The following is a 23,244-nucleotide window of genomic DNA, read 5'->3' as shown; positions in this document are numbered from 1 at the left end:
GCAGTTTATGCACATACCATAAAAAATAAAAATGGAGAGATGATGTTATGAAGCAGAAAGGATTTATATACGGTGGGGATTATAATCCAGAGCAATGGCTGGATACACCAGAAATTTTAAAACAAGATATTGAATACATGAAGGCAGCCCATATTAATGAAGTAACACTTGGTATGTTTTCCTGGTCAACATTAGAGCCACGGGAGGGTTTCTATGAATTCGACTGGTTAAAGCAGATTCTGGATGATCTTTACGAAAATGGAATTTCTGTCATTTTATCAACACCATCTGGAGCCAGACCAAAATGGCTGGCAGACGCTTATTCAGAGGTCCTTCGGGTAAATGCAGATCGTACCAAAAATCTGTTTGGTGGAAGACATAATCACTGCTATACCTCTTTAGTGTACCGTGAAGCAATTTATAAGATTGACCGAAAACTTAGTGAGCAGTTTGGTAATCACCCGGCTGTGACCATCTGGCATATTTCCAACGAACTCGGTGGAGATTGTCATTGTCCTTTGTGCCAGAAAGCTTTTAGGCAGTGGCTTGAAAAAAAATATGGAACGATTGAAGCTTTGAATAAAGCTTGGAATACGACCTTCTGGAGTCACACTTACCAGAACTTTGCACAAGTGGAAAGCCCGTCACCAAAGGGAGAACAGATGCTTCATGGATTGAATCTGGACTGGAAACGATTTGTAACAGACCAGACAGCAGATTTTGTTTCATGGGAGAAAAAAGCCATTCGGGATGGTGGTTCAGAACTTCCTGTTACAATCAATATGATGTATGATTTTAAAGGCCTAAATTATCATAAGTTCAAGGAACTGATAGAAATTGCCTCCTGGGATAACTATCCAACCTGGCATAAAGAGGAGGAGAAAAAAACGGCGCTCGATACAGCTTTTCAACATGATTTTATGAGAAGTCTTTTGAAAAAACCATTCCTTTTGATGGAGTCCTGCCCGTCCGCCACGAACTGGCAGAGTGTTAGCAAGTTAAAACGTCCCGGAATGTTAAGTGCTGCTTCCTTACAGGCTATTGCCCATGGATCAGACAGTGTTCAGTATTTTCAAATTCGCCAGAGCCGTGGTGCCAGTGAGAAATTCCACGGTGCAGTCATTGATCATTATGGCGGTATGGATACCAGAGTGTTTAAAGAGGTCACAGAAGTAGGAAGTCAGCTGACCCAGCTTTCAGAAATTGTGGGAAGCAAAACAAAAGCAAGAGTTGCAATTCTGCATGACTGTGAAAGCCGTTGGGCGATGGAGGATTCCCAGGGACCAAGAAACAGGGACCTCCACTATAAGGATACTCTGAAAAAAATGTATCATGGTTTACGAAAGCTTGGATTAAATGTAGATATTCTGGATATGGAAGAAGAGTTAAAAGACTATGACTTAGTATTTGCACCAATGCTTTATATGTTCCGCAGTGATATTGAAAGAAAAATTCGTAATTTCATAGCTGCAGGTGGAACTTTTGTTATGACTTATTGGTCAGGAATAGTAAATGAAAGTGATCTGTGTCATTTAGGCGGAACACCACATCAGCTTATGGACGTTTTTGGACTACGAAGCACCGAACTGGATGCTCTTTACGATGATGATCGTAACTGTGGTAAATCAACAGGAAAATTCTTTGAAGAGGAAAAGCAATATGAATGTAAGAATTTCTGTGATCTGATTAGGACAGATTCTGCAGAGACACTTCTTACTTATGAATCTGATTTTTATGCAGGCTCTCCAGCATTCGTGCGGAATTCGTATGAAAAAGGCACAGCTTACTATATTTGTGCAGATTTCGAAGAAAGCTTCTATGATGATTTATGTCAGAAACTAGCAGAGGAAAAACAGCTGCTTCCGGTGCCTTTTACTATACCGGAAGGAGTATCGGTGACTTCAAGAGAGAATGATACGAAAATATTCCTGTTTATACAAAATTTCAATGAAGAAGCATTCTATGTCAGCTTGGAGGATACAGAATGGAAGCTTCTTATGGGCTCCGATACTGGAGTTATTGGACAGTATGGGACAGCCGTTTATTGGAAGGAAAATAACGAAGAGCAATCGTCTAATGAAGGTGGTTAACACAAGCCCTACAAACCAGAAATTTGAAATTGTAGAAATACAAGAGGGCATTTACGCAATAAAAACGAGGGTTACTAACAGTGCTTCTTGTCTTGATGTGTACAATAGGAGTACAGAATCTGGTGGAAATATTGCTCAGTGGACCTATTGGGGCGGTGCATGCCAGCGTTGGTATTTGGAAAAAGCAGAATAATGTGTCACTTTACAATTGGGAGGATATATATGAGGCAATCTCACATAAAATTAATGGCTTTCTGCATCATTGTTAGTCTTTATTCCACAGTTTTGTCAGGTTGTGGAGCAAGCAGTACTGAGTCTGGCGCAAAAACACAGGTATCAACACAAACAGAGTCGGACAAAGAAACACAAGCATTAACACAAAAAGAGTCAGATATTGAAGTAGTCATATTTCCACTTCCAGATGGTCCTGAAGAATCTGATATATATGTTGAACCGATTGAAACTATTTCTGATGACTTTATAAGAGGTATGGATGCGTCTTCTGTACTTGTGCTCGAAAACAGTGGCGTTACCTATTATAACTATGAAGGTGAAGAGCAGGATGTCTTCATGACATTAGCACAGTCCGGTGTAAACTACATACGTCTGCGTGTATGGAATGATCCATACGATGAAAACGGCAACGGATATGGTGGAGGAAATAATGATGTTGCTACTGCTATCGAACTTGGAAAGCGAGCAACCAAGTATGGTATGAAGGTTTGCATTGATTTCCACTATTCTGACTTCTGGGCTGATCCTAAAAGACAGCATGTACCAAAGGCATGGAAAGGCATGAGTAATGATGAAAAATGCGATGCACTCTATGAATTTACAATAGAAAGTCTTACAGAAATGCTTGACGCAGGTGTAAATGTGGGAATGGTGCAGATTGGTAATGAAATCAATAAAGGTATGTCCGGTGAAATAGGTATGCCTAAGGTAATGAATCTTTTGCAATCAGGAAGTCGTGCAGTTCGTGAAATATCAAAGACTTACGAAAAAGAGATTCAGATTGCCGTACATTATACGAATATTGTGAATAGTCATGAAATAAATAAAATAGCTTCAAGTCTGTCAGAATTTGGACTTGATTATGATATCTTTGGGTTGTCTTATTATCCATTCTGGGATGGTACAAATGAAAATATGCAGACGGTTGCTAAAAATATCATAGATAATTACGGTAAAAAAGTTATGATTGCAGAAACCTCTTATTGTTATACTTCCGAAGATGGGGATGGCAGTGGGAATAGCTTCAACGGCATAGATGACCTAGTGGATGGTTATGCTGCAACCGTACAGGGGCAAGCTAGTATGATTCGTGATATCTGTGCAGCGGCAAATGAAGTCGGTGTACTCGGTGTATTCTATTGGGAGGGAACATGGATTCCAGTTGGTAAAGCTTCAGAAGATAATTCTCCTATTTGGGAAGAGTTTGGAAGCGGTTGGGCAAGTAGCTATGCGGCTGATTATGACCCGACAGAAGCGGGATTGTTTTACGGTGGCTGTTCATGGGACAATCAGGCAATGTTTGATTTTGATGGCTATCCACTTGCATCCTTAAATGTATTCAAGTACTTACAATATGGTTCAAACGCATCTTTAGCAATTGATAATATTCCTAAGGTTTATATTTCTTGCAATGTAGGTGAGAAAATTGAACTTCCTGAAGCGGTTGATATTATTTACAATGAACGTTCATCAAATAAAAAGTCTGCTGTTGTTTGGGATGAGACACAGCTTGCTGTTATGGACACAAACATTGCTGGTACCTATGAGGTTACGGGGACTACTACGGATGGTTTGACTGTTACCTGCCAGGTAGAGGTTAAGATGATTAACCTTGTTAAAAATCCAAGTTTTGAGGATTCCGATACTTCCATGTGGAAGATTACTTATGCAGGTGAATATAATCCAACGGATTATCAGGAAAATGCAAAGGATGCGTATACTGGTGATATTGCTTACCATTTTTGGTCAGAAGATTCGGATATGGAATTTTCTATTGAGCAGGAATTAGGCGACTTGGAACCTGGGATGTATCAGCTTTCTGTTTATTCTCAGGGTGGTGACATTTCTCCAGATTCTGTTATGGAGTTATATGCGATTACGAACGGAGAAGAACAAAACGTTTCCTTTATGGTAACCACTTATGGAGATTGGAAGAATCCTACCATACCTGAAATAAAGGTTACGGATGGTATTCTTAAAATTGGTGTGAGGATAAAGTGTAATGCTAAGAGCTGGGGAACTGTGGATGACTTTACGTTAAATAGAATTTCTGATTGATAATAATTTATGGTGGTAATCAGCAACGGTAAACTATGGTCAAGGATATGGATATTCGGGATTGTATTGCGAATAAGTATGGGGATTTTATCTGCTACTCACTTTGTTTTAAAAAGATCATCTTATGATGTGTAAACATTATAGGGTGATCTTTTTTGTTGCTTAAAGTGTTTTTAATTTGATTAAGAAGAAGCGTGTGTTGTATTTATCTTCTTTTATTTAAATAAAAATGATATAATTAAATTATTATAAGATTAGTTTGGAGCAAATAATTATTCTAGGAAAGAATATTTTAAAGGAAAAGGTAGGCATATGAAAACAGGATCAGAATTAATAAATGATATAAATGAATGTAAGGTAGGTTATGGTGAATTTGCTTTTTGGTGGCTTGGTCAGATGGGATATGCTATAAAGATAGGAGAGACAATTCTCTATATTGACGCATATTTAGAAGATAGCAAAAGAAGGAGTATTCCTACATTATTAAATCCAAGTGTGGTAAGGAATGCAGATATTATATTAGGTACTCATGACCACTCTGATCATATTGATCGATCATCATGGAATCAAATGTCTAAAAGTTCTCCAAATGCTAAATTTATTACTCCAAGTCTAGTCCTTCCCTCTTTACCTAAGGATTTAGAGATAGAAGAAGATCGATTTATTGGTATGGATGATGGAGTATGTGTTAAATTATGTGGAATATCTATTGCTGGAATTGCCTCAGCTCATGAATTATTAAATCAAGATAAAAGGACGGGTGAATATCCTTGTCTAGGATATATAATTGAGGGAAATGGGGTTAAAATCTATCATGCGGGCGATACCTGTATTTATCCAGAGTTATATGAAAAACTGAAAGCTAACGGTCATTTTAATGCTATCTTTTTACCTATTAACGGTAGGGATGCAAAACGATTAGAAAGCAATATCATTGGAAATATGACCTATCAGGAAGCTGTTGATTTGGCGGGTTATATAGAACCGGATTTGGTAGTACCAGGACATTATGAGATGTTTCCAGGGAATAGTGAGAATCCAGAATTATTTACAAGTTATCTTAAGGTTAAATATCCACATCTTAAGGCTTGGGTTGGAGAACACGGAGAAAGAGTTCTGTTAGCGTAAAATTAGCTTAGAACAAATAGATAATATTTATATTTAATTGTATTGGCTTTAAATCTTAGATACCTTGTGCTATTTGAAAAGCATGTGCGAAGATTGAAAAAGTAGCTTGCTAATTATCAGCTTGTGACTAATATATTAACTTTGATGTTTGACGAATATTAGTTTGAGTATCACTAGATTTTAAAGATAGAATTTTCAAAAAAGTTTGAATAATAATTATTTTTAATCATTGTAAATATAGAAAGATAGGAAAATAAAATTTCTATCTTTTTTTATTTGTTTCGTAATGAAAATTTACCACCAGCTAAGCCGGTGGTATTAATTAAAGTAATACTCTCATCAATCATTTGGTGAAATACATTATTCGGTTATTTTCTTAGGGAGCCGATAGTTTTAAAAAATTGAACAATTCTTTCCTCAAGAGATGAACTCTGATTAAAGTTTCTAAGTTCACTATTAGTAAAATTGTAAGCTGTTGAATTTTCTCTAATAAAACGAACCGCATTTAAGCCAATCATCTGTGCTGGGATGGAAGTATTGCCATCTGGTAAAATAGGTGCAATAGAAAGATCAGCAACTTTAAGGTTTTTAGTTCCAAATACATTTAAGTTGCCATCAACAACGCCTTCTTGAATAGTTCTACCCATTCTACACTGACCACCATAATGCTCGAAATTCGCATAGGAAGCCATTGCAAATTCGGCGAGTTGTCTACGTTTTTCAGCAACATCAGTTAATTTGAAGATTTCTTCATTCGGGTATACAACCTTATAGATACCTTGTGGATCTAGTTCTCTGGCCTTTAGCATAATTTTATAAGCCTCAATATATTGATCTACGATATAATCTAAATCTTCAGAATTTTCTAAAGGATGAAAATCAATGGATGGATATGCTTCAGGATCACTGTGAGCTACGGTAATGGTACCTTTACTTTTCGGGTTAAGATTGACAGATCCTAAACTCATGACATTTGTAAGTTTGGTTGGATCAAATTTCCATTGGTTGACAATGACATCCTGAATAGGAACAAAGAAAGGAACGGGTACCCCTACTAACTGAAGACGTCGGCCAGGTTCTGTATCTCCTTTGAATGCACCAAGGATAAGCGGCATGTTAGGGTCAGCACCCAATATTGGTAGTAGTCGGTCTGTTTTAACCTCGATACCCATCCCGACAGTATAATGGGATTGAAGATTGTGGCCGACATTCGGGCTTTCTATTAATGTTGATATTCCTGCTTGTGTCAATTCTTCTTTTATTCCAATACCTGAACGTTGTAAGATAACGGATGAAAAGCTACCAGCAGAGAGTATAATTCCTTTACGGGCAAAGGATCTTTTTGATATTCCATTTTTAGAATAATCTACCCCATAAGCTACGTCCTCACTATTGATCCGTTTAAATAGAATTTTATTTACTGTAGTTTTCGCATAAATGTCTAATTTTCTTCCGCAGACTCCATGCTCATCCGGGTCAGATGGATTTCCTTGTGTTACGATAGTGTCATTTAGATAACCAGTTGCCGTAGAAGAGCGGACGAATGTCCCATCAACCTTCCTTTGAATAAATTGTGATTTAGTAAACGTACAATCTCGAATTCCAGTATTATAATCTTCAACAATTGGAATATCAAATACACAAGAGGTTGCTTCTGCTAGAGTGTTAATTAATCCATCTGGTGGTGTTATCTGCTGTCTTATAAATATCGGACCTCTAGTTCCACGAGAATGAGGTTTTTGTGTTTCACCAGTATAGGATTCATTTTCAATAAATAAGGATTGTACATCTTTGTAGCTCCATTGATTGTTCGTAAGTTCTGCCCATTCGTCATAAAGATTTTTGCTTCCACGAACTGCATACATATCATTGTGTTCTGAACTTCCGCCGATAGCTCTGCCTCCTGACAATCGCAGTTGACGGCCTATATTGAGCTCATTTTTTGAAAGTAAATTAAATGAATACTTATTATCAGTAGCTAAATTAAGGGCGGTTTCTAATGAAGGGCTACTTAATTCTTCTGTCATATTGGTTCCTGCTTCTAATACAAGTACAGAGATTCTTTTATCATCCGTCAATTCCTTTGCGATAACTCCACCAGCTGTCCCGGCACCAATTATGATATAATCATAAATTTCTTTCTTTGACATGATAGTTTTCCTTTCTCTAAAATTTAATGGTTTTAGTATGAAGATTTAAGAGGTATCACCTTAATACTACTTGTGTCAGATGGACGTCAGATGGACTTGTTATAGCTTGGTTTCCAGTTTTGACGATGTCGGAGCCATAATACATAAGTAGTATACTTATAGTTTATGCTTTTCGACATAATATGTGCTTTTATTACTAAAAATACGATTAGTTATTGCAAAGTGGAATGTTTTATATGTCTTCGAATCCCACTGTTACCCTATAGAAAGATTACTTATGATGTAAAAACATTATGAGGTAGTCTTTTTTTGTTATATTTGGTAAAATTGTAAATATGTTAATAATCCTTGAATGAATTAGATGTCTTGGTCATATTACCAAAGGAAGCCTTGACGGAAGCTTTGAATGAAAGAATACGATGCTAAATTAAACTAAATTAAGGAGAAATTTTATGAGAATTTTACTGATACGACATGGGGAATCGGAAGCAGATATTTTAAATGTTCACGAAGGAAGAGCAGATTTTTCGCTGACACCAAAAGGAAGAGAGCAGGCGAAGGCAATGGCTGCTTGGATACATAGTAATTATCAACTCAATAAAATCTATTCCAGTACATTAAAAAGGGCAAGAGAAACAGCAGAATATTTGGCGAAAGAATTTCATCAAGGGATGATAGAAGATGAGTTGTTGATGGAATTTAATAATGGAGATATCGCAGGGCTATCCCGTGAAGAAGCCAGCGTACGTTTTCCAGAGATAAAAAACTTGCCAATTCATGAAACGGTCTATCACCAAGAATCGAAATTGGACTTTCGTTATCGTGCAGATGTGATGCTGTCAAAGCTTCTATCTTCTCATCAAGAGGATGAAACTATTGCCGTTGTAACTCATGGTGGAATGATTAATCAGCTCTATCATTCCTTTTTGCGATTGCCAGTAGAGAGTTCTATTGCATTTCCTACGGGAGACACTGGCATTCATGAATGGAGAGTAACAAATGAGAGACGCATTGTTTACTATGCTAACAGGTGTGAACATTTGATTAATTCAGCAGAGTAAAGATTGAGACAATCATTGTTTGGCATTGATAACCAATTAATATAATGATAAAATAATGGAAATAAGCATTTTGGGAGGAAGAAATGGACGTAAATAAGAACATAACGCTTTTGATCGCTGATGATGAAGCTTCCATTCGAAACGGACTTTCCACTGTTGTACCATGGGACCAGTTTGGGGTAATGATAGTTGGTACAGTACAAAATGGGGAAGAAGCTTATGATATTATCAAAAAATGTCATCCTGATATAGTGATTACCGATATTCGAATGCCTGGTATGAGTGGCCTAGAACTGATGGAAAAAGTAAAACAAGAAAACATACATACAAATTTTATTATTCTTAGTGGATATGGAGATTTTGAATATGCCCAAAAAGCAATTCAATTGGGAGCTAAAAACTATTTTTTAAAACCTATAAAAATTGATGAATTGGTGACTGAGATACGGCATCTAAAAGAAACTATTCTTAAATCGAATCATATCAATTCATTTACAGAATATCTCAATATAAAGTCTGATCCAAAAGAAAAATTTATGAAACAACTTATAAAAAATGAGTTTCATTCTTATGAGCAAATTAAAAATGAGATACAACGTTTAAGTCTAAGATTAGAGGATGCACCTTTTCGAGTGATGGTGTTTTCTATCATAGAGGATGATGAAATTGAACCGGAAGAAGAGTTTCAGCAGATAAAATATTTAAAGGATATGGTAGAGGAAGAATTGTCAAGAACCAAACACGAGGTTCTCATATCAAAATCAACAGAATTGCTAGCTATTATACATATAAAACAGCAGGATGGTGTATTTGTTGATTATCGTTTACTGGCAAGCAGGTGCTTAAAGCGCGTAAAGAAAGATTCAATGATACAATTACTTGTTGGAATTGGTAGTGTAAATCAACAGCTAACGGACTGTTCTAACTCTTATAAGAATGCTTTATTAGGATTATCTTATAGTTTTTATCAGATTGAGACAGATATATTTGATGAAAGCGTTATTTGTATGAAACAGCCTCCAAAAGCAGCAAATAATTTAGATTACAATCAATTATTTTATAGTATCTCCATGAATCAGGAAGAACAGATCGAAGAATTTTGTAAGGAGTATTTCGCAAATCTTCTTTATGATCAAATGCCTCCACCAAATTATATTCGTGGTATGTGTATTTATTTTATAACAGCTGTTATGAAAGAATTTCGTAATGATCAGGATGAAAATATAGAATTTATACAAGCAGAGATTGTGACTCGGATTAATCAAATAAAAAGTTTTGACGTTTTAAAATCATTTATAGAAGATTTTCTGAAAGACTATGGTAAAAGACAGGTATCTAGTGTGAACTCATCTGTAAATCCAGTGATTCAAGCAGCAGAATATTTTATTAAGTCTCATATGGGTGAAAAGATTCTAGCCAAAGATGTTGCCAGTCATGTGAATCTTAGTGACGTCTATTTTACAAGTTATTTTAAAATAAAAACAGGAATTAATTTTAGAGATTATGTAATTCAAAAAAAGATGGAATACGCAATTAATTTAATGGAGAAGGAGCCACTGATGCCAATAGCAGAGGTTGGTGCAACTGTTGGCTATGATGACTATCGTTCATTTTATCGGGTATTTAAACAATATACAGGAGTGAATCCTTCCAATTATAATAGGAAAAGTATGGGGACAAATGATAAGGACAAAATATATGTCAAAGAAGCTAGGGAATAAGTTATTAAAAATTGTTGGTGATATGAAAATCTCTGCAAAGATACGTTTGTGTATGTTTAGCGTTATTATCATATTGACTATTTTTTTATGTTTATTTACAAGGAATTATTTTAATAAGCTATATTTTGAAGAAGTTGAAATACAGATGCAGGATTCTATGAATGTAATTTCTAATTCATTGAATAATATATATGAATCTATTTTAAAGAATGTAATAAACTTTGCATCTTCTCCACCTATACAAAAAGTGGTAGTCAATGCGCGAAATGATGAGGATAATATGAATCCCGAAGGGGTACAAGTGCAGTTAATTAATCTGATTAACAGCAATAATTTGATAGAATCCGTATTTCTTATTAACAAGGATGGGACATGCTATACAATTTATTCTTATGGAGTACGCAAAGAAAATGATCTTTCTTATTTTCTAGATTCGTATGATAAGATAAGAGGTATTACATGGCTACAATATTGTCAGAGTCCATTTTTACAACAGCAGGATGTAATTCCAATCGTGGTTCCATTATCAATCTTATCACCTGGTGATAATGTTGTGATTGCACATGAGTCTCAAGAACCAGTAACGAATTTGGTTATATTATTGAATCTTCAAAAGTTTCAAAACAGTCTTTCTTTGTCAAGTACCAAACACTTTGACCGAGATTATTTTGTAGTGAATGCTGAGGGAGAAAGTATAAGTCTAAAGCCGAATGGGGATATGGGGGATATTTTAAGTGATCCGATATTTAAAGATGGTGTAAAGAATAATTTTGGAGATTATCAGATACATCAGATATCAGATTTACAGAATCATATTGTCTATTCTCAAAAGCTTCCATTTTCTAACCTGCATTTAATCAGTATTCTTTCTAAGGAGTTCTTAACTCAGAAGATAAATGATATGAATCGTTTTATTTTACTACTTGGTGTTGTAGGAATTGTACTATCGGCTTTGTTTTCTAATATTTTTACAAAATATGTTACATTGCCATTAAATCATCTTATGAAAAGTATAAAAGGTATTCAAGAAAATCGGGGATATATACCATTTGAAAGTAAATATGAGGATGAAATTGGTCAACTAAATCATGCGATAAAATCTATGTACAACACGATTCAGATGCAGTTTAAGCAGATGAAGGAGGATGAACGGGAAAAGTACCAATTAGAAATACAGCTTTTGGCAGAACAGATCAATCCTCATTTACTTTATAATACCTTAGAAGGAATTAATCTTGAGGTGTTAAATAATCATACTTTGATTGCATCTTCTATGATAAATAAACTTGCTACGTTTATGCGGATTGGTTTAAATTATGGCGAGGAACTGATTAAGGTGAAAGATGAAATTTCTCATGTAGAAGCATATGTAAGTATTATGAATCACAGAATTAGCAAAAGTATTATTTTTAATGTAGATATTGAGGATGATTTAAGTGATAAACTCATTTTAAAGTTAATTTTACAACCTCTTGTTGAGAATTCCATTAAGCATGGATTTAAAGATGAAATGACAATGGAGGCTATTTACATTCCAACCATTGATGTGCGGTTTTATCGTAACGAAGATAAAATATGTATTGAAGTAATTGACAATGGCTGCGGTATTGATGTAGAGAAAGCAAAGAAAGCGGTTTACGATAAGAATGAAACAGAAAAACGCCATATTGGGCTTCATAATATTTATGATAGACTAAATATCTATTATGGCCAAGTGGAAATGGATTTTCAGACAATTCCTTATTATAGAAATAGTATTATTATCACTATTCCAGATAATAAGTAAAATTAAACAAGAGAAATTAATGCTGTAGATTATTTCTACAGCATTTTTACTTGAAAAATACAAAAAAAGATACAAAATATTAAAAAATGTTACAATTAGATTGAGAAATGTCATGTTGATTTTGTCGAAAATAAGGTAGAATTGATGACATCAAGGGAGAAGTTGAAAGGAGAAACTTATGAAGAAAAGAATGTTAAGTCTACTATTGGTGGGAGCCATGTCAGTCACATTACTTTCTGGGTGTGCAAGCAAATCTACAGGAGGAACGGGGCAGAGTTCTACGAATGGATCACAAAATACGGGTGATAAATCGGTTGTTACGGTATGGACAAATGACCGTCATGATTCTGAATATGTAGATCAGAAAATCAAAGAGTTCAATGAATCCAATGATAAAGGGATTAAAATCGAATTGACAGTTGTCACAGATGATTATGCAAACATGTTATCTATGGCTTATTCTTCTGGTACAGCACCTGATATTGCTGGTGTTAGTGCAGGACTTAGTGGATTTGATTTAAAAACCTTTGCAGATGCAAAAATATTAGAGCCACTAAATGATAGAATTACAGATGCTGATTTTCAAAAAGTAACAGAAGCAGAAAATCATAAGTATGAAGGAATTAATATGATTGATGGAAATGTATATTGGATTCCAACTGGTATGAGAAGTGGTGTAAGAATAGAATACAACAAAGATCTTGTTGAGGCAGCAGGTTACTCTGAATTTCCAAATACACTAGATGGTGTTATTGACCTTGCAAAGAAAGTTACAGATAACGGTGCAGGAGTAACATACGGTGTTGGCTTCACGTCAGCGAATCCATTTATCCGATGGATTGAAGGAACCTGTGAAACCAGTGGAATTTATAGATATGATTACAAAAATGGTGTGTTTAATTTTGATGGATATAAAGAGATTATCGAAAAATGTAATCAATTCTTTAAAGATAACAGCGTACTTCCAGGTTCTACATCCCAAGGTGTTGATGCCATGAGAGCACAGTTTACTGAGGGAACCTTTGCAATATGGGGAAATGCATCCCAAGAAGCTGGTGTATTTACTTCTCAGTTCCCAATAACAAAGTTTGATTGGGGTGTTTCAACGGTTCCAACCTTAGATGGAGAAGTAAAGGGTGCTTTATCAATTCTTCCTCAGAAGGGCTACATGATGCTTTCTTCAAGCAAAAATAAAGATGCTGCTTGGGAAGTTATTAAATTCTTCTCTAGTGAAGATTACTTAAAGGGATATTTAGAAGGTGGGTATTGCCTTCCTATTTCAGAGTACATGAATGGCATCATCGATACATCTAAAACCGGTAGACTTGCAGATTTTAAATTGCAAGAGTATGAAAGTGTTTATCCAGCAGTACCAACGGTAGCAATTCAAGGAGATGATTATGTTGCTACGATCTGGAATGCAATTATGGGAAATGTAAGTGCGGATAATGCGATTGCGGATCTTAATAAGAGATACAATGAAGCATTGGACAATGATGTAAGTATGGGAAAAATTAAAAGACTTGTAATTAAAGATTTTGATCCGATGCATCCAAATGAAGGAACAATTGAGTATTTAGAACAATAAATATGTGCTCGAAACTTATGGGATGTTTTTAGATAACTAAAAACATCCCTTGTTTTAAAGAAAGGGGTAACGCTTTTTATGAAAAAGAAATTGAGTTTTAGAGAACGAATGAAGCGAGCAAATAGCAGAGGCGATTTTGCGGCTATATTGATGCTATTGCCAGCAGTGTTTTTACTTGCAGTTATTTCTATCTATCCTTTTTTCTGGCTACTTCGATATGTATGTTATGATTACAACGGATTTACAGCTTATTTTATAGGTGCTAAAAATTTTACAAGAATGTTCCATGATGCGGTATTTTGGCGTAGTGTACTCCATACCTTTGAATATGCAATTATGAAGTTGGTTATTATCATTCCATTATCTTTACTTTTAGCAGTTTTGCTAAATCAAAAAATTAAGGGTAGCGGTCTTTTTAGAGGAATCTATTTCATGCCTACAGTAATTAGTGCAGCCGTATACAGCCTTATCTTCGGTTTTATATTTGCGGTTTACAATGGTGTATTAAATGCATATTTAAATAAATTAGGAATGATACATTCTCCAATTGACTGGCTTGGCAGTACTTCCATAGTTATGATTTCTATTATTATCGTTGCAGTATGGGGTGGATTTGGTAACTATATGATTCTTTTTATGTCTGGTATTTCCAGTATTTCTGAGGATGTTTATGAAAGCTGTAAAATAGATGGGGCAAATGGTGTACAATCTTTCTTTCATATTACACTTCCAATGTTAAGCCCAGTTTTAAAAGTAATTTTAATGCTAGCGATTACGACTGCATTAAAAGATTATGAATCTATTTTAGTATTAACCAATGGTGGACCAAACAGTAGATCAGAAGTTATGTTTAGCTATATATATAAATTAATCTTTGGATCCCAGACAACACCTCAAATTGGTTATGCGACTGTTTTAAGTCTCATGGCAGCTTTGATCATCGGAGTTATTACAGCAATTTATATGTTTTTGGCAAGAAAGTTAGATAATGTAGTCTAAAGGAGGCATATATGGAAAAGTCACATGTAGTCTATTCGAGAAGGACAAAAGTATTAAGAGCTTTGCTCTTTCTTATCCTTCTTGTAATTGCATTGGTTACTCTGTACCCTGTTATTTATATTATTCTTGGTTCTTTTAAGGAAAATAACGAATTGTTATTAGGTGGAACTAATTTATTACCAAAGAAATTCATTTTTGATAACTATAAACAGGCGTGGGAAAAGGCAAACTTCGCTAATTATACTGTAAATAGTTTAATTATAAGTCTTGGAGTTATGTTTCTTTCCATTACTGTCACAACGATGGCAGGATATGTATTTGCAAGAAAGAATTTTAAAGGGAAAGAATTATTATATAGTCTATTCGTTGCGTTTATGTTTGTTAATGTAGGTAGTGTTAGTCTTAGACCTCTTTTTGAACTTGCAGTTAAAGTAAAAATGAACCAATCCTTGATTAGTATTATTCTTATTTCTGCCGGAATGGGACAAGCAACCTATATTTTCTTAGTTCGTGGGTATATGAATACCTTATCGAAAGAAATAGATGAAGCAGCTAAAATTGATGGATGTACTTTTTTTCAGATTTATTATAAAATCATTTTTCCATTACTTAAACCAGTAATTGCCACAATCGGACTTTTATCTTTCCGTACGGGTTGGAATGAATACATAATGCCATTGGTATTTACTATGTCAAATGATAAACTTCGTCCTTTAACAGTAGGCGTTGTTATGTTAAAGAACAGTGGCGATGGTACTGCTGCATGGAACTTAATGTTTGCGGGATCTACCATTTCAATTATTCCAATTATTGTTCTTTATATGTTTACAAGCCGTTACTTTATGAGTGGATTAACTGCAGGAGCTGTGAAAGGATAAGAAGATGGAGAGATTAAAGTTAAATAAAGCAGGTTTTATCACCAATTATTTGGTTTCAGGACCTAAGGAGACGGATTTTTTAAATAATGAGACAGATGATAACCAGTTACGTTATGAGCAGTATTTAAGAACCATTGTAGCAGATCAAAATGTGTGTTTGTCCGAAGGAGAAATTCAATTAGGAAAAGACAGTAGTTTGGGAATGCCCTGGAGATATTATTACCATTATGGAAATTGGTTTGTAGATGAAAGCACATTTTACTCTACGTTACAAAAAGTGGAACTAGATGCCGTTACACGAATAGATGTTGTTCAGGATTTAAAAGTAGAAGCTATCATTTGGTCATATGCTGCGATTGATGTATGGTGTAATCAAGCACGTATCTGTAATATGCATTCTCCTGTATATAAACCAATACAAAAGGTAAAAACAGTATTGGATTTAAAAAAGGGAAGTAATCAGATATATATTAAGCTTCAAACTCTTGGAGTTCGTGATACAAGAACATTATTTGGAATTCAGATTCTTAATCATCAGAATCAGATACAGATTTCTCTACCAGACCAGAAACATACCGATGAATTGATTCATGCAGAACAATGGTTAAATTCTATTCAGATAAAGGATTCAACTATGACTTTTCATAATAAAGCACCCCAGGGAGCATGGCTTGCTTATGATAGTCAAAGTCCTGATTTTGCTCAGGTGAATACAAGAAAAGAATGGATAGAGATTAGTGGACAAGATAAGATTACGCTTGATGAAAATAAGCCTGGAGTGATTTTAGTACGTATAACCATAGGAGATACTGTATTAACTAGAAAAGTTGAAAATATTCTTGCTCAAAAACCGGTATATGGAAGCATTGGTTCTTATGAAGAAAATAGGATAGAAATACTAAAGCGAATTGCGAAGGCAGAGAGCTTATCTAGGGGTGATAAGTTTGGATTTTCCATATCCAATATACTTGCGAGAAAGTATCTTGGAATGGATACAAAAAAGGATAGAGATCTATTGTTGGAAACTCTAAATCAGATTGAAAGCCGATTCGATTGTTCTGACTTTTTGGTGTGTGGTCTCGTGCGTTATCTAAAGAATTACGAGGTGGATGATGAACTTTATAAGAGGGCAAAGGATGTATTGTTAAACTGGAGATATTGGATGAATCAAAATGGTTCTGACGCTATGTGTTTCTGGAGTGAAAATCATTCTTTAATGTTTTATGCTTGTGCAATGCAAGTGGGTGAAATGTTCCCTCAAGATTATTTTAAAAGAGCAAATATGACTGGATTACAGCTAAGTCAGTTTGGAAGAGAAAAGGTTTTGGCTTGGCTAGATGATGTGGAAACCAATGGATTTGAAGAGTTTTTAAGTACGGTTTATATGTGCGTAACCTTTGCTGCTTTATTAAATGTAATCGATTATTCGGATTTAGAAATATCCAATCGAGCTACTAAAGTAACTGACCGATTACTTGAAATGTTATGCCAACATACTTATGATGGCTGCGTGATTGCACCTATGGGACGAGTATATCGCGAAGTGATTCATCCTTTTGCGCAGGGAGCCCAGGCACTTATGAACCTAATTAATCCAGAGGTACCTTATACTTTTGGTGAAGGTTGGCTTGGTTTTTATGCAAGTAGCAAATATAAGATTCCAGAGAGACTTATTAGTCTTATGGATCAGCCTTTAGAAATTACTTATACGACTGGAAATGCGCTTATCCACTTAAATAAATCGGAAGATTATTGTTTAACTTCAGTACAGTCACCTGTTTTGGATGAAAACTTCAAACGTTGGGAGAACCTGACCTTGAATCCAGATGCAGATCCAACCACCTGTGAATACACAAAATCTCTCAATGAGAGATTCCATGGAACTACCTGTTTTGAGCCAGGAGTATATGGATATCAACAGCACATGTGGTATGCGGCTTTAGATAAGGAAACGGATGTTTTCACAAATCATCCTGGTGGAACCTGTGATTCTAGCTCTATGAGACCTGGTTTTTGGTTTGGTAATGGAGTAATGCCGGCAATCATGCAAAACCATAATAAAATAGGTATTGTCTATCATATCCCAGAAGAACACCCGATTCATTTCACCCATGTATATTTTCCAACTCCTAAATTTGAAGAAATAAAAATTGAAGAACATTGGTTATTTGGTAAAAAGAAACATGGATATGTAGCGATTTGGTGTAATCAAACCATGGAGTCTGAAAATGATCAGGTATTCGGATGTGAATATAGAACCTATGGTGATGACATTGCTTATTTCTGTATTTGTGGAAGTGATAAAGATTTTGCAACAATGGAAGAATTTAAAATCTATGCAAAAGAACAAAATCCAAAGTTTGATGTAGTTGGTAGGAGACTAAAAGCAGAAGATGTAGAAGTAACATTTATAAAAAGTAATGACAGAACACAGTATATATAAGAGTGTTCAATAAAAGTAATGCTTGCTATTTTATAGAATTTTATGTAAAGTATATGTTTATGAAGAAGTTGCTTTGTGCAGTGAAACATAATGTAACATAAAATAATTCATAGGATTGGAGGAAAGAATATGTTAGATCAAAGATGGGTATTTCATGATGATGTTGAAGAACAAAATGTGGGTGAAGGAGTTATTCGCCGTGTACTTGCGTACAGTAAAGATTTAATGTGTGTAGAAAATTCATTTGCTACAGGAGCAGTAGGAGCATTGCATCACCATCCACATACTCAGATTACTTATGTGATTTCTGGGGAATTTGAGTTTGAAATTGATGGAGAGAAAAAGATTGTAAAAGCTGGAGATACTATGCTTAAGCTTAATGGTGTAGTTCATGGCTGTGTATGTCTAAAAGAAGGAATTCTCCTTGATATCTTTAATCCAATGAGAGAAGACTTTGTTTCATAAGAAGATAGTAGGGAACAATACATAGATGTTTATTTTTATTAGTAAATAATAGTAGTTGATTTTGTACTATCTTAGTTTTAATACTATCTTATTTATAAAAGTGCCTGATATTAAGAGATAGAGCCGATAATTTGTGGAGATAACTCACGGATTATTGGCTCATTTTTTTTATTTAACTAAGATACGAGAAATGCTTAGATAGCGTCTATAATTTGCATGGTAACTCCTTATATAAATTGATTATATACGTCATTCTATAGTAGACGATGAGAATATAGTACAGATGAGAATATAGTACAAGATGAGAGATTAATAATTAAAAATAGACTTGTTGAAGGTGCAAAGGACTTACATAGTAATATAGATACTCGAAACCTAGTATTAAACCAGGCGGCTGTTAACTATTAAGTACAAAGAGAGGTTGTTTATTGACATTATATTGACAAAATAAGGAGTTAAAGTTTTGTTATGGCAACAACAAAATTGGTAACAAATAAAAGCATTTCAAACAGACCTACCATTTCTTGTCTAGATATTTGATATTCAATTAATAACATAGTGTAATGTGGGTTATGAAAGCACGAGAGGCAGAAAAAGGATCATTATAATCTTTTACATCCCATCGAACTACAGAATTAATGATAAGGAGGAGTTAAAATGAAGAAAAAGATACTTATTCTTTGTATTGTGGTAGCTGTCATTATATCAATTTTTATTATTAAGTCTAGTTTTGGAACAAAACTATTCAAAAGCTTAACAACGGATGAAATCAAAGAAGTTACAGTAGAATTGCTACCCCCAGATGTTACAATAAGCCTTAATGAACAAGATATTTCTGAATTAACCAAAATACTGAATGATGTAGTTATATATAACAAGGACAATTCATATAAAGATTATGATGGTCAAGCAGTTATCTATACAATTATCAAGACAGATGGGACTAGAATCACAGTAACCGCTTACAATCCATTCTTAATCATTGATGGTGTTGGATATAAAACCAAATATGAACCATGTCAAGCGTTAAATTCATTAGCAAACAGCATTAGAAATAAATATGAATAATGATAGTTAAGGCTCACCGCTGGAAGGAACGAATGTATATAAAATATAGATAAAAAATAAAAATGTCCCCAAAAGATTTATCATTTCTAGAATGTTTTCAAATCTTGTAGGGACATTTTATTCATAAATATTGGTGTGTTGTGCTTATGCTTTTTCTATATGAGACACAGCTTTTTATGTATGCTTATAAGAGATAGCAAAAGACTTAAATTGTCGTTTCCAGTTCGTACATCTATATAATTCCATTCATCTGATCTACTCTATTGCTTGATCTACTTCATTTGTTGATTTTGCTCCACTTATCGATTCTACTTCACTCACTTTTTCTATTTCCTTTGGAAGGGATATTCCAAGCTTTTCAATTGTAATAAGCTTAAGGAGAGTATCTATAATGGAAGCATTCGAGGAAGTCTCATCCTTTGATGAGCTTCCCATCGTAACTATAGTCTTTGGAACGATATCAACATTGGTGTACTTAATTGCATCTGCTAATTTCTCTGTGATTTCCTGAGTGATTCTGTATTCCGCTCCTCCGTATGCCTTAACCTGTGCGTCAATAGCCTTAGCTTTTGCAAGACCAATATTGGTTTCTTTTGAAGCATCGGCCTCACCTTCTAAGCGGACTTTTGAAGCATTGGCTTTTGCAAGGGCAATAATTTGATTAGCCTCTTGTTCGGCCTTACTTGCTAAAGCAGCACCGATATTACCTTCAATTTGAATTTGGATGCTGGACTTCGTTAAGTAGCTTTGTTGCTCTGCAATGGCTTGTGCTTCACGAAGTGATTTCTCGCTCTCAGCAGCGGATTGTTGTTTTTGATATGTAATTTTCTTTTCCTCTGCAATTTGCCGTTCCCGAAGCTGCGTCAAAATATTTTCTATTTGAATATCATCTTTTGAAGATTTTGGGGTACCGATTAATACTTCTTCTAGTTGAAGGTTGTATTTTTCGAATTTATCCTTCATTTCAACAACAGCTCGCTCTCTAATTTCGCTACGTTCTTGGATTAACTCAATTAAAGTTTTCGTTTGGGCGACATCTTTAAAATATGCGCTTACCAAAGGGTCTAGAGACTGATTTACAAGCATGCTGATATCTCCAAAACGTTGAATTACCCATGGAGCCTGTTTATAATCAATATGCATAACTACCGAAAGTGGGAGAGAAGGTTCAAAGGCATCTTTCGTTATAATGTCGACTTCCGATAGATTCTGGTCATATTTATGTTCTCCTACTTCTCCACGGTTCCATTTTAAAATAATGTTTGTGGTAGGTACTAGAATTACTTTACCTGCATCGGTATTGAAGGCATATTTACCCGGCATCAAAGGCTTTTGTAATACACCTTTGCAGCCAGTTTCCACTAACTCTCCATGTCTATAATTATCACCAGTGGTATCGACTCCTTGATTACCAAAGAAACTTACGACAACGCCGACATAACCAATTGGAACGACAGTTTTAGCACGAAATTCCACTGTTGCAAATAGACGGTTTATATAATAAGTACCATCTGTTAATATTTCAATTTGTTTACCTCGGCGTCCACCGAGTTCAATGAATTTCTCGGGATCTTGATAACTGGAATGCCCTTCACCAACCGATGGTGCAATAATTTCACCCTGCTGAAGAGGTAAGCTATCATGTACTGTAACAATACCCATTAAGTCACTGGTTTCATTTCCTTTCCCCATAATGACAACTGGAGCAAAGGCATTTCTTTGAATTAAAGTCTGTTGCATGCTTTCTAATTCCAAATGTTCCTGTTTGGAACCATTAAAAATTGCCTTGATATCATTTTGTGTAATAACAATGAACTGGGCGACGTTAATGGCATAGGTACCTTCTCTTAGGAAGCCTCTTTGCGGCCCTTTTTGACCACCATTTTGAAGAAAGCCTCGAACATCCTGGAAGTTATTTGCTTCCATAACTACTTTACCTAAAGTCTGAGTCGGTGAAAGTGGAATACCATCCTTCGCAAAGATGTAAGCAATTTGACCTTGTGGTATTGTAATCAAAGGGTACTTATGAATACGGTACATTAAAGTAGAACGAAAATGGATACCACCTCGTAGTAAATCAGGAGAATAGCCAGCTTCGCCATTCAAAGCGATAATAGAGTTTTTTAAAGAACCATGGATACTCCACCATTTTTCGACTACCGCTACTTCATTTGACTTAATAATACGAAGCCCTAGAATATGAAAGATAAGCAAATAAAGAGCAAGTAGAATGCCACCAATCATTATTACAATAAAATATGAATCCATAAAGTACTCCTTCCGAAGAATAAAATGTTGTTGCTAATTGTTCTTAAATCTCGTTTTATAGCTAATTCATTATATTCGGTGAAAGTGATGTTTAGAATTTGCTAGTAAAAATATTGAGACATAAGATAGATGGGTGAAAGTTCTTCAAAGGATTAGAAGAGATGAAAGGTAAGTTTTGAGGATAGAATTCAGAAATTATAGAAAATAAAATAAGGTCTTTGCGAATTATATTATGCAAAGACCTCTTTTGAACTTCTAAAATATCGAGGGGTTTCAAGTATGCATTTATTTTTTTCTTTCAACCTGCATGGAAATTTGTATCACAAAATCATTGGTATTACAAGTTGCAAGGTAGCTTAAAACATCATAACAATAGGCATTTCCAATGAGTTCAAGGTTGTTTTTTTCAATGTAATCAAGCATAAGCTTATAGGAATCTTCAATGGTCTCCATAGAACCACGATGCAGCATGGTTAAATAAGTTCCCTTTGGTTTCACAAATAAACGCTCACTTTTTACTGACTTATAAATCTTACTGTAATAATAACTATCATAACTTTGTCCAGACAACAGGGTTTCTTTTAATACAATACTTCCAAGAGGAAATTCATCCCCCAGCTTATGACTAAAGCAATATTTAAAATGGTCAGCGATTTCGTATATTTCATCGATTTCACTGATTGGCTTTGCCGTATTTAATTTTACAACAATAAAATATTCTTCCTCACATTCCTCCAGTTTTGGTAAACCAACAGGAGTCTGCATGGCATATTTTGTAAGTTGTTCGGAGTTTTTTAGCAGCCGTTCCATACGCATAAGCTTTAATCTCTCTTGTCTTAACTTTTCACGATTCATCTCCAAAATTTTAAGATAATTTTCTGGTGTATAAGTCTCAATATATTCTTTAATCTGGGCCAAAGAGCTGCCAGCTTCTTTTAAGGTTGCTATTAAATCAAAATCATAGAACTGCTTTGGTGAGTAATACCGATATCCATTTTTAGCTACATAAGTAGGTTTTAAGATACCGATTTCATCATAATGGAATAGTGTTTCTTTTGTAGTCCCACAGACTGTGGCAAATTCACCGCTTGTAAAGTATTTTTTGGACATCATAACCTCCATATGCTAATTTATCAAATACTAGAATTACTAATAGGGAATCGTATAAATGAGTCCTTTAAAATTGTAATTTAGTTTGTATAACTTTCAAATGAAAATATATTTTAATTTCTTCTTGACTATAGGGTTTCACCATACTTTAGAATACCGTAAGTATAGCTTTTTTGCAAGTTAAGGATAAGGAGTAT

16 protein-coding genes are annotated in these 23,244 nt (G+C 34.8%); 13 read left to right on the top strand and 3 right to left on the bottom strand.

Annotated features, from left to right (window positions below; translation table 11 throughout):
• The first annotated feature begins 47 nt into the window (after positions 1–47).
• The 4 genes from BN4220_RS16280 (at position 48) to BN4220_RS16265 (ending at position 5,510) form a co-directional block, all read left to right on the top strand.
• On the top strand, positions 48–2,090 hold the full coding sequence (locus BN4220_RS16280; RefSeq protein ID WP_066718859.1) for a beta-galactosidase: 2,043 nt from the start codon (positions 48–50) through the stop codon (positions 2,088–2,090).
• Positions 2,077–2,283, top strand: coding sequence for an RICIN domain-containing protein (locus tag BN4220_RS20310; RefSeq protein WP_066718857.1), 207 nt, complete (start codon positions 2,077–2,079; stop codon positions 2,281–2,283). The genes BN4220_RS16280 and BN4220_RS20310 overlap by 14 nt, the downstream gene beginning before the upstream one ends.
• A gap of 29 nt (positions 2,284–2,312) precedes the next feature.
• A complete protein-coding gene (locus BN4220_RS16270; RefSeq protein WP_066718849.1) occupies positions 2,313–4,382 on the top strand; it encodes a glycosyl hydrolase 53 family protein in 2,070 nt (689 codons plus the stop codon).
• Positions 4,383–4,694: 312 nt separating this feature from the next.
• Entirely contained in the window at positions 4,695–5,510 is an 816-nt protein-coding gene (locus BN4220_RS16265; protein ID WP_066718846.1) for an MBL fold metallo-hydrolase, read from the top strand.
• A gap of 368 nt (positions 5,511–5,878) precedes the next feature.
• Here the strand turns inward: BN4220_RS16265 and BN4220_RS16260 are convergent, their stop codons facing one another.
• Positions 5,879–7,660 (bottom strand): GMC family oxidoreductase, encoded by a 1,782-nt coding sequence (locus BN4220_RS16260; RefSeq protein ID WP_082812352.1) that lies wholly within the window; start codon positions 7,658–7,660, stop codon positions 5,879–5,881.
• Positions 7,661–8,112: 452 nt separating this feature from the next.
• On the opposite strand from BN4220_RS16260, the gene BN4220_RS16255 reads away from it, so the two are divergent.
• The 9 genes from BN4220_RS16255 (at position 8,113) to BN4220_RS16215 (ending at position 19,669) form a co-directional block, all read left to right on the top strand.
• Entirely contained in the window at positions 8,113–8,721 is a 609-nt protein-coding gene (locus tag BN4220_RS16255; RefSeq protein WP_066718843.1) for a histidine phosphatase family protein, read from the top strand.
• An 83-nt stretch (positions 8,722–8,804) separates the two neighbouring features.
• Positions 8,805–10,442: a response regulator gene (locus BN4220_RS16250; RefSeq protein ID WP_066718840.1), complete on the top strand. Its 1,638-nt coding sequence runs from the start codon at positions 8,805–8,807 to the stop codon at positions 10,440–10,442.
• On the top strand, positions 10,420–12,228 hold the full coding sequence (locus BN4220_RS16245; RefSeq protein ID WP_066718838.1) for a cache domain-containing sensor histidine kinase: 1,809 nt from the start codon (positions 10,420–10,422) through the stop codon (positions 12,226–12,228). Before BN4220_RS16250 ends, BN4220_RS16245 begins: the two co-directional genes overlap by 23 nt.
• Before the next feature lie 178 nt (positions 12,229–12,406).
• Positions 12,407–13,816 (top strand): ABC transporter substrate-binding protein, encoded by a 1,410-nt coding sequence (locus BN4220_RS16240; protein ID WP_066718836.1) that lies wholly within the window; start codon positions 12,407–12,409, stop codon positions 13,814–13,816.
• A gap of 78 nt (positions 13,817–13,894) precedes the next feature.
• Positions 13,895–14,815 (top strand): carbohydrate ABC transporter permease, encoded by a 921-nt coding sequence (locus BN4220_RS16235; protein WP_066718834.1) that lies wholly within the window; start codon positions 13,895–13,897, stop codon positions 14,813–14,815.
• 11 nt (positions 14,816–14,826) lie between these two features.
• Positions 14,827–15,693 (top strand): carbohydrate ABC transporter permease, encoded by an 867-nt coding sequence (locus tag BN4220_RS16230; protein WP_066718831.1) that lies wholly within the window; start codon positions 14,827–14,829, stop codon positions 15,691–15,693.
• A gap of 4 nt (positions 15,694–15,697) precedes the next feature.
• On the top strand, positions 15,698–18,136 hold the full coding sequence (locus BN4220_RS16225) for a hypothetical protein (protein ID WP_066718828.1): 2,439 nt from the start codon (positions 15,698–15,700) through the stop codon (positions 18,134–18,136).
• 129 nt (positions 18,137–18,265) lie between these two features.
• Entirely contained in the window at positions 18,266–18,601 is a 336-nt protein-coding gene (locus BN4220_RS16220) for a cupin domain-containing protein (RefSeq protein ID WP_066718825.1), read from the top strand.
• Between the two features lie 657 nt (positions 18,602–19,258).
• Positions 19,259–19,669: a hypothetical protein gene (locus BN4220_RS16215; protein WP_066718822.1), complete on the top strand. Its 411-nt coding sequence runs from the start codon at positions 19,259–19,261 to the stop codon at positions 19,667–19,669.
• A gap of 255 nt (positions 19,670–19,924) precedes the next feature.
• On the opposite strand, the gene BN4220_RS16210 is transcribed toward BN4220_RS16215, so the two are convergent.
• Positions 19,925–21,937 carry an SPFH domain-containing protein gene (locus BN4220_RS16210; protein WP_066718820.1) on the bottom strand — a complete coding sequence of 671 codons (2,013 nt, stop codon included), beginning with the start codon at positions 21,935–21,937 and terminating at the stop codon, positions 19,925–19,927.
• Positions 21,938–22,222: 285 nt separating this feature from the next.
• The gene (locus BN4220_RS16205) at positions 22,223–23,047 is read right to left on the bottom strand and encodes a MerR family transcriptional regulator (protein ID WP_066718818.1); all 825 of its coding nucleotides are present in this window, start codon (positions 23,045–23,047) and stop codon (positions 22,223–22,225) included.
• Between the last annotated feature and the right edge of the window lie 197 nt (positions 23,048–23,244).

Source organism: Clostridium sp. Marseille-P299, assembly GCF_900078195.1.
Taxonomy (GTDB): Bacteria; Bacillota; Clostridia; order Lachnospirales; family Lachnospiraceae; genus Lachnoclostridium.
This window is presented reverse-complemented; position numbering and strand designations above follow the sequence as displayed.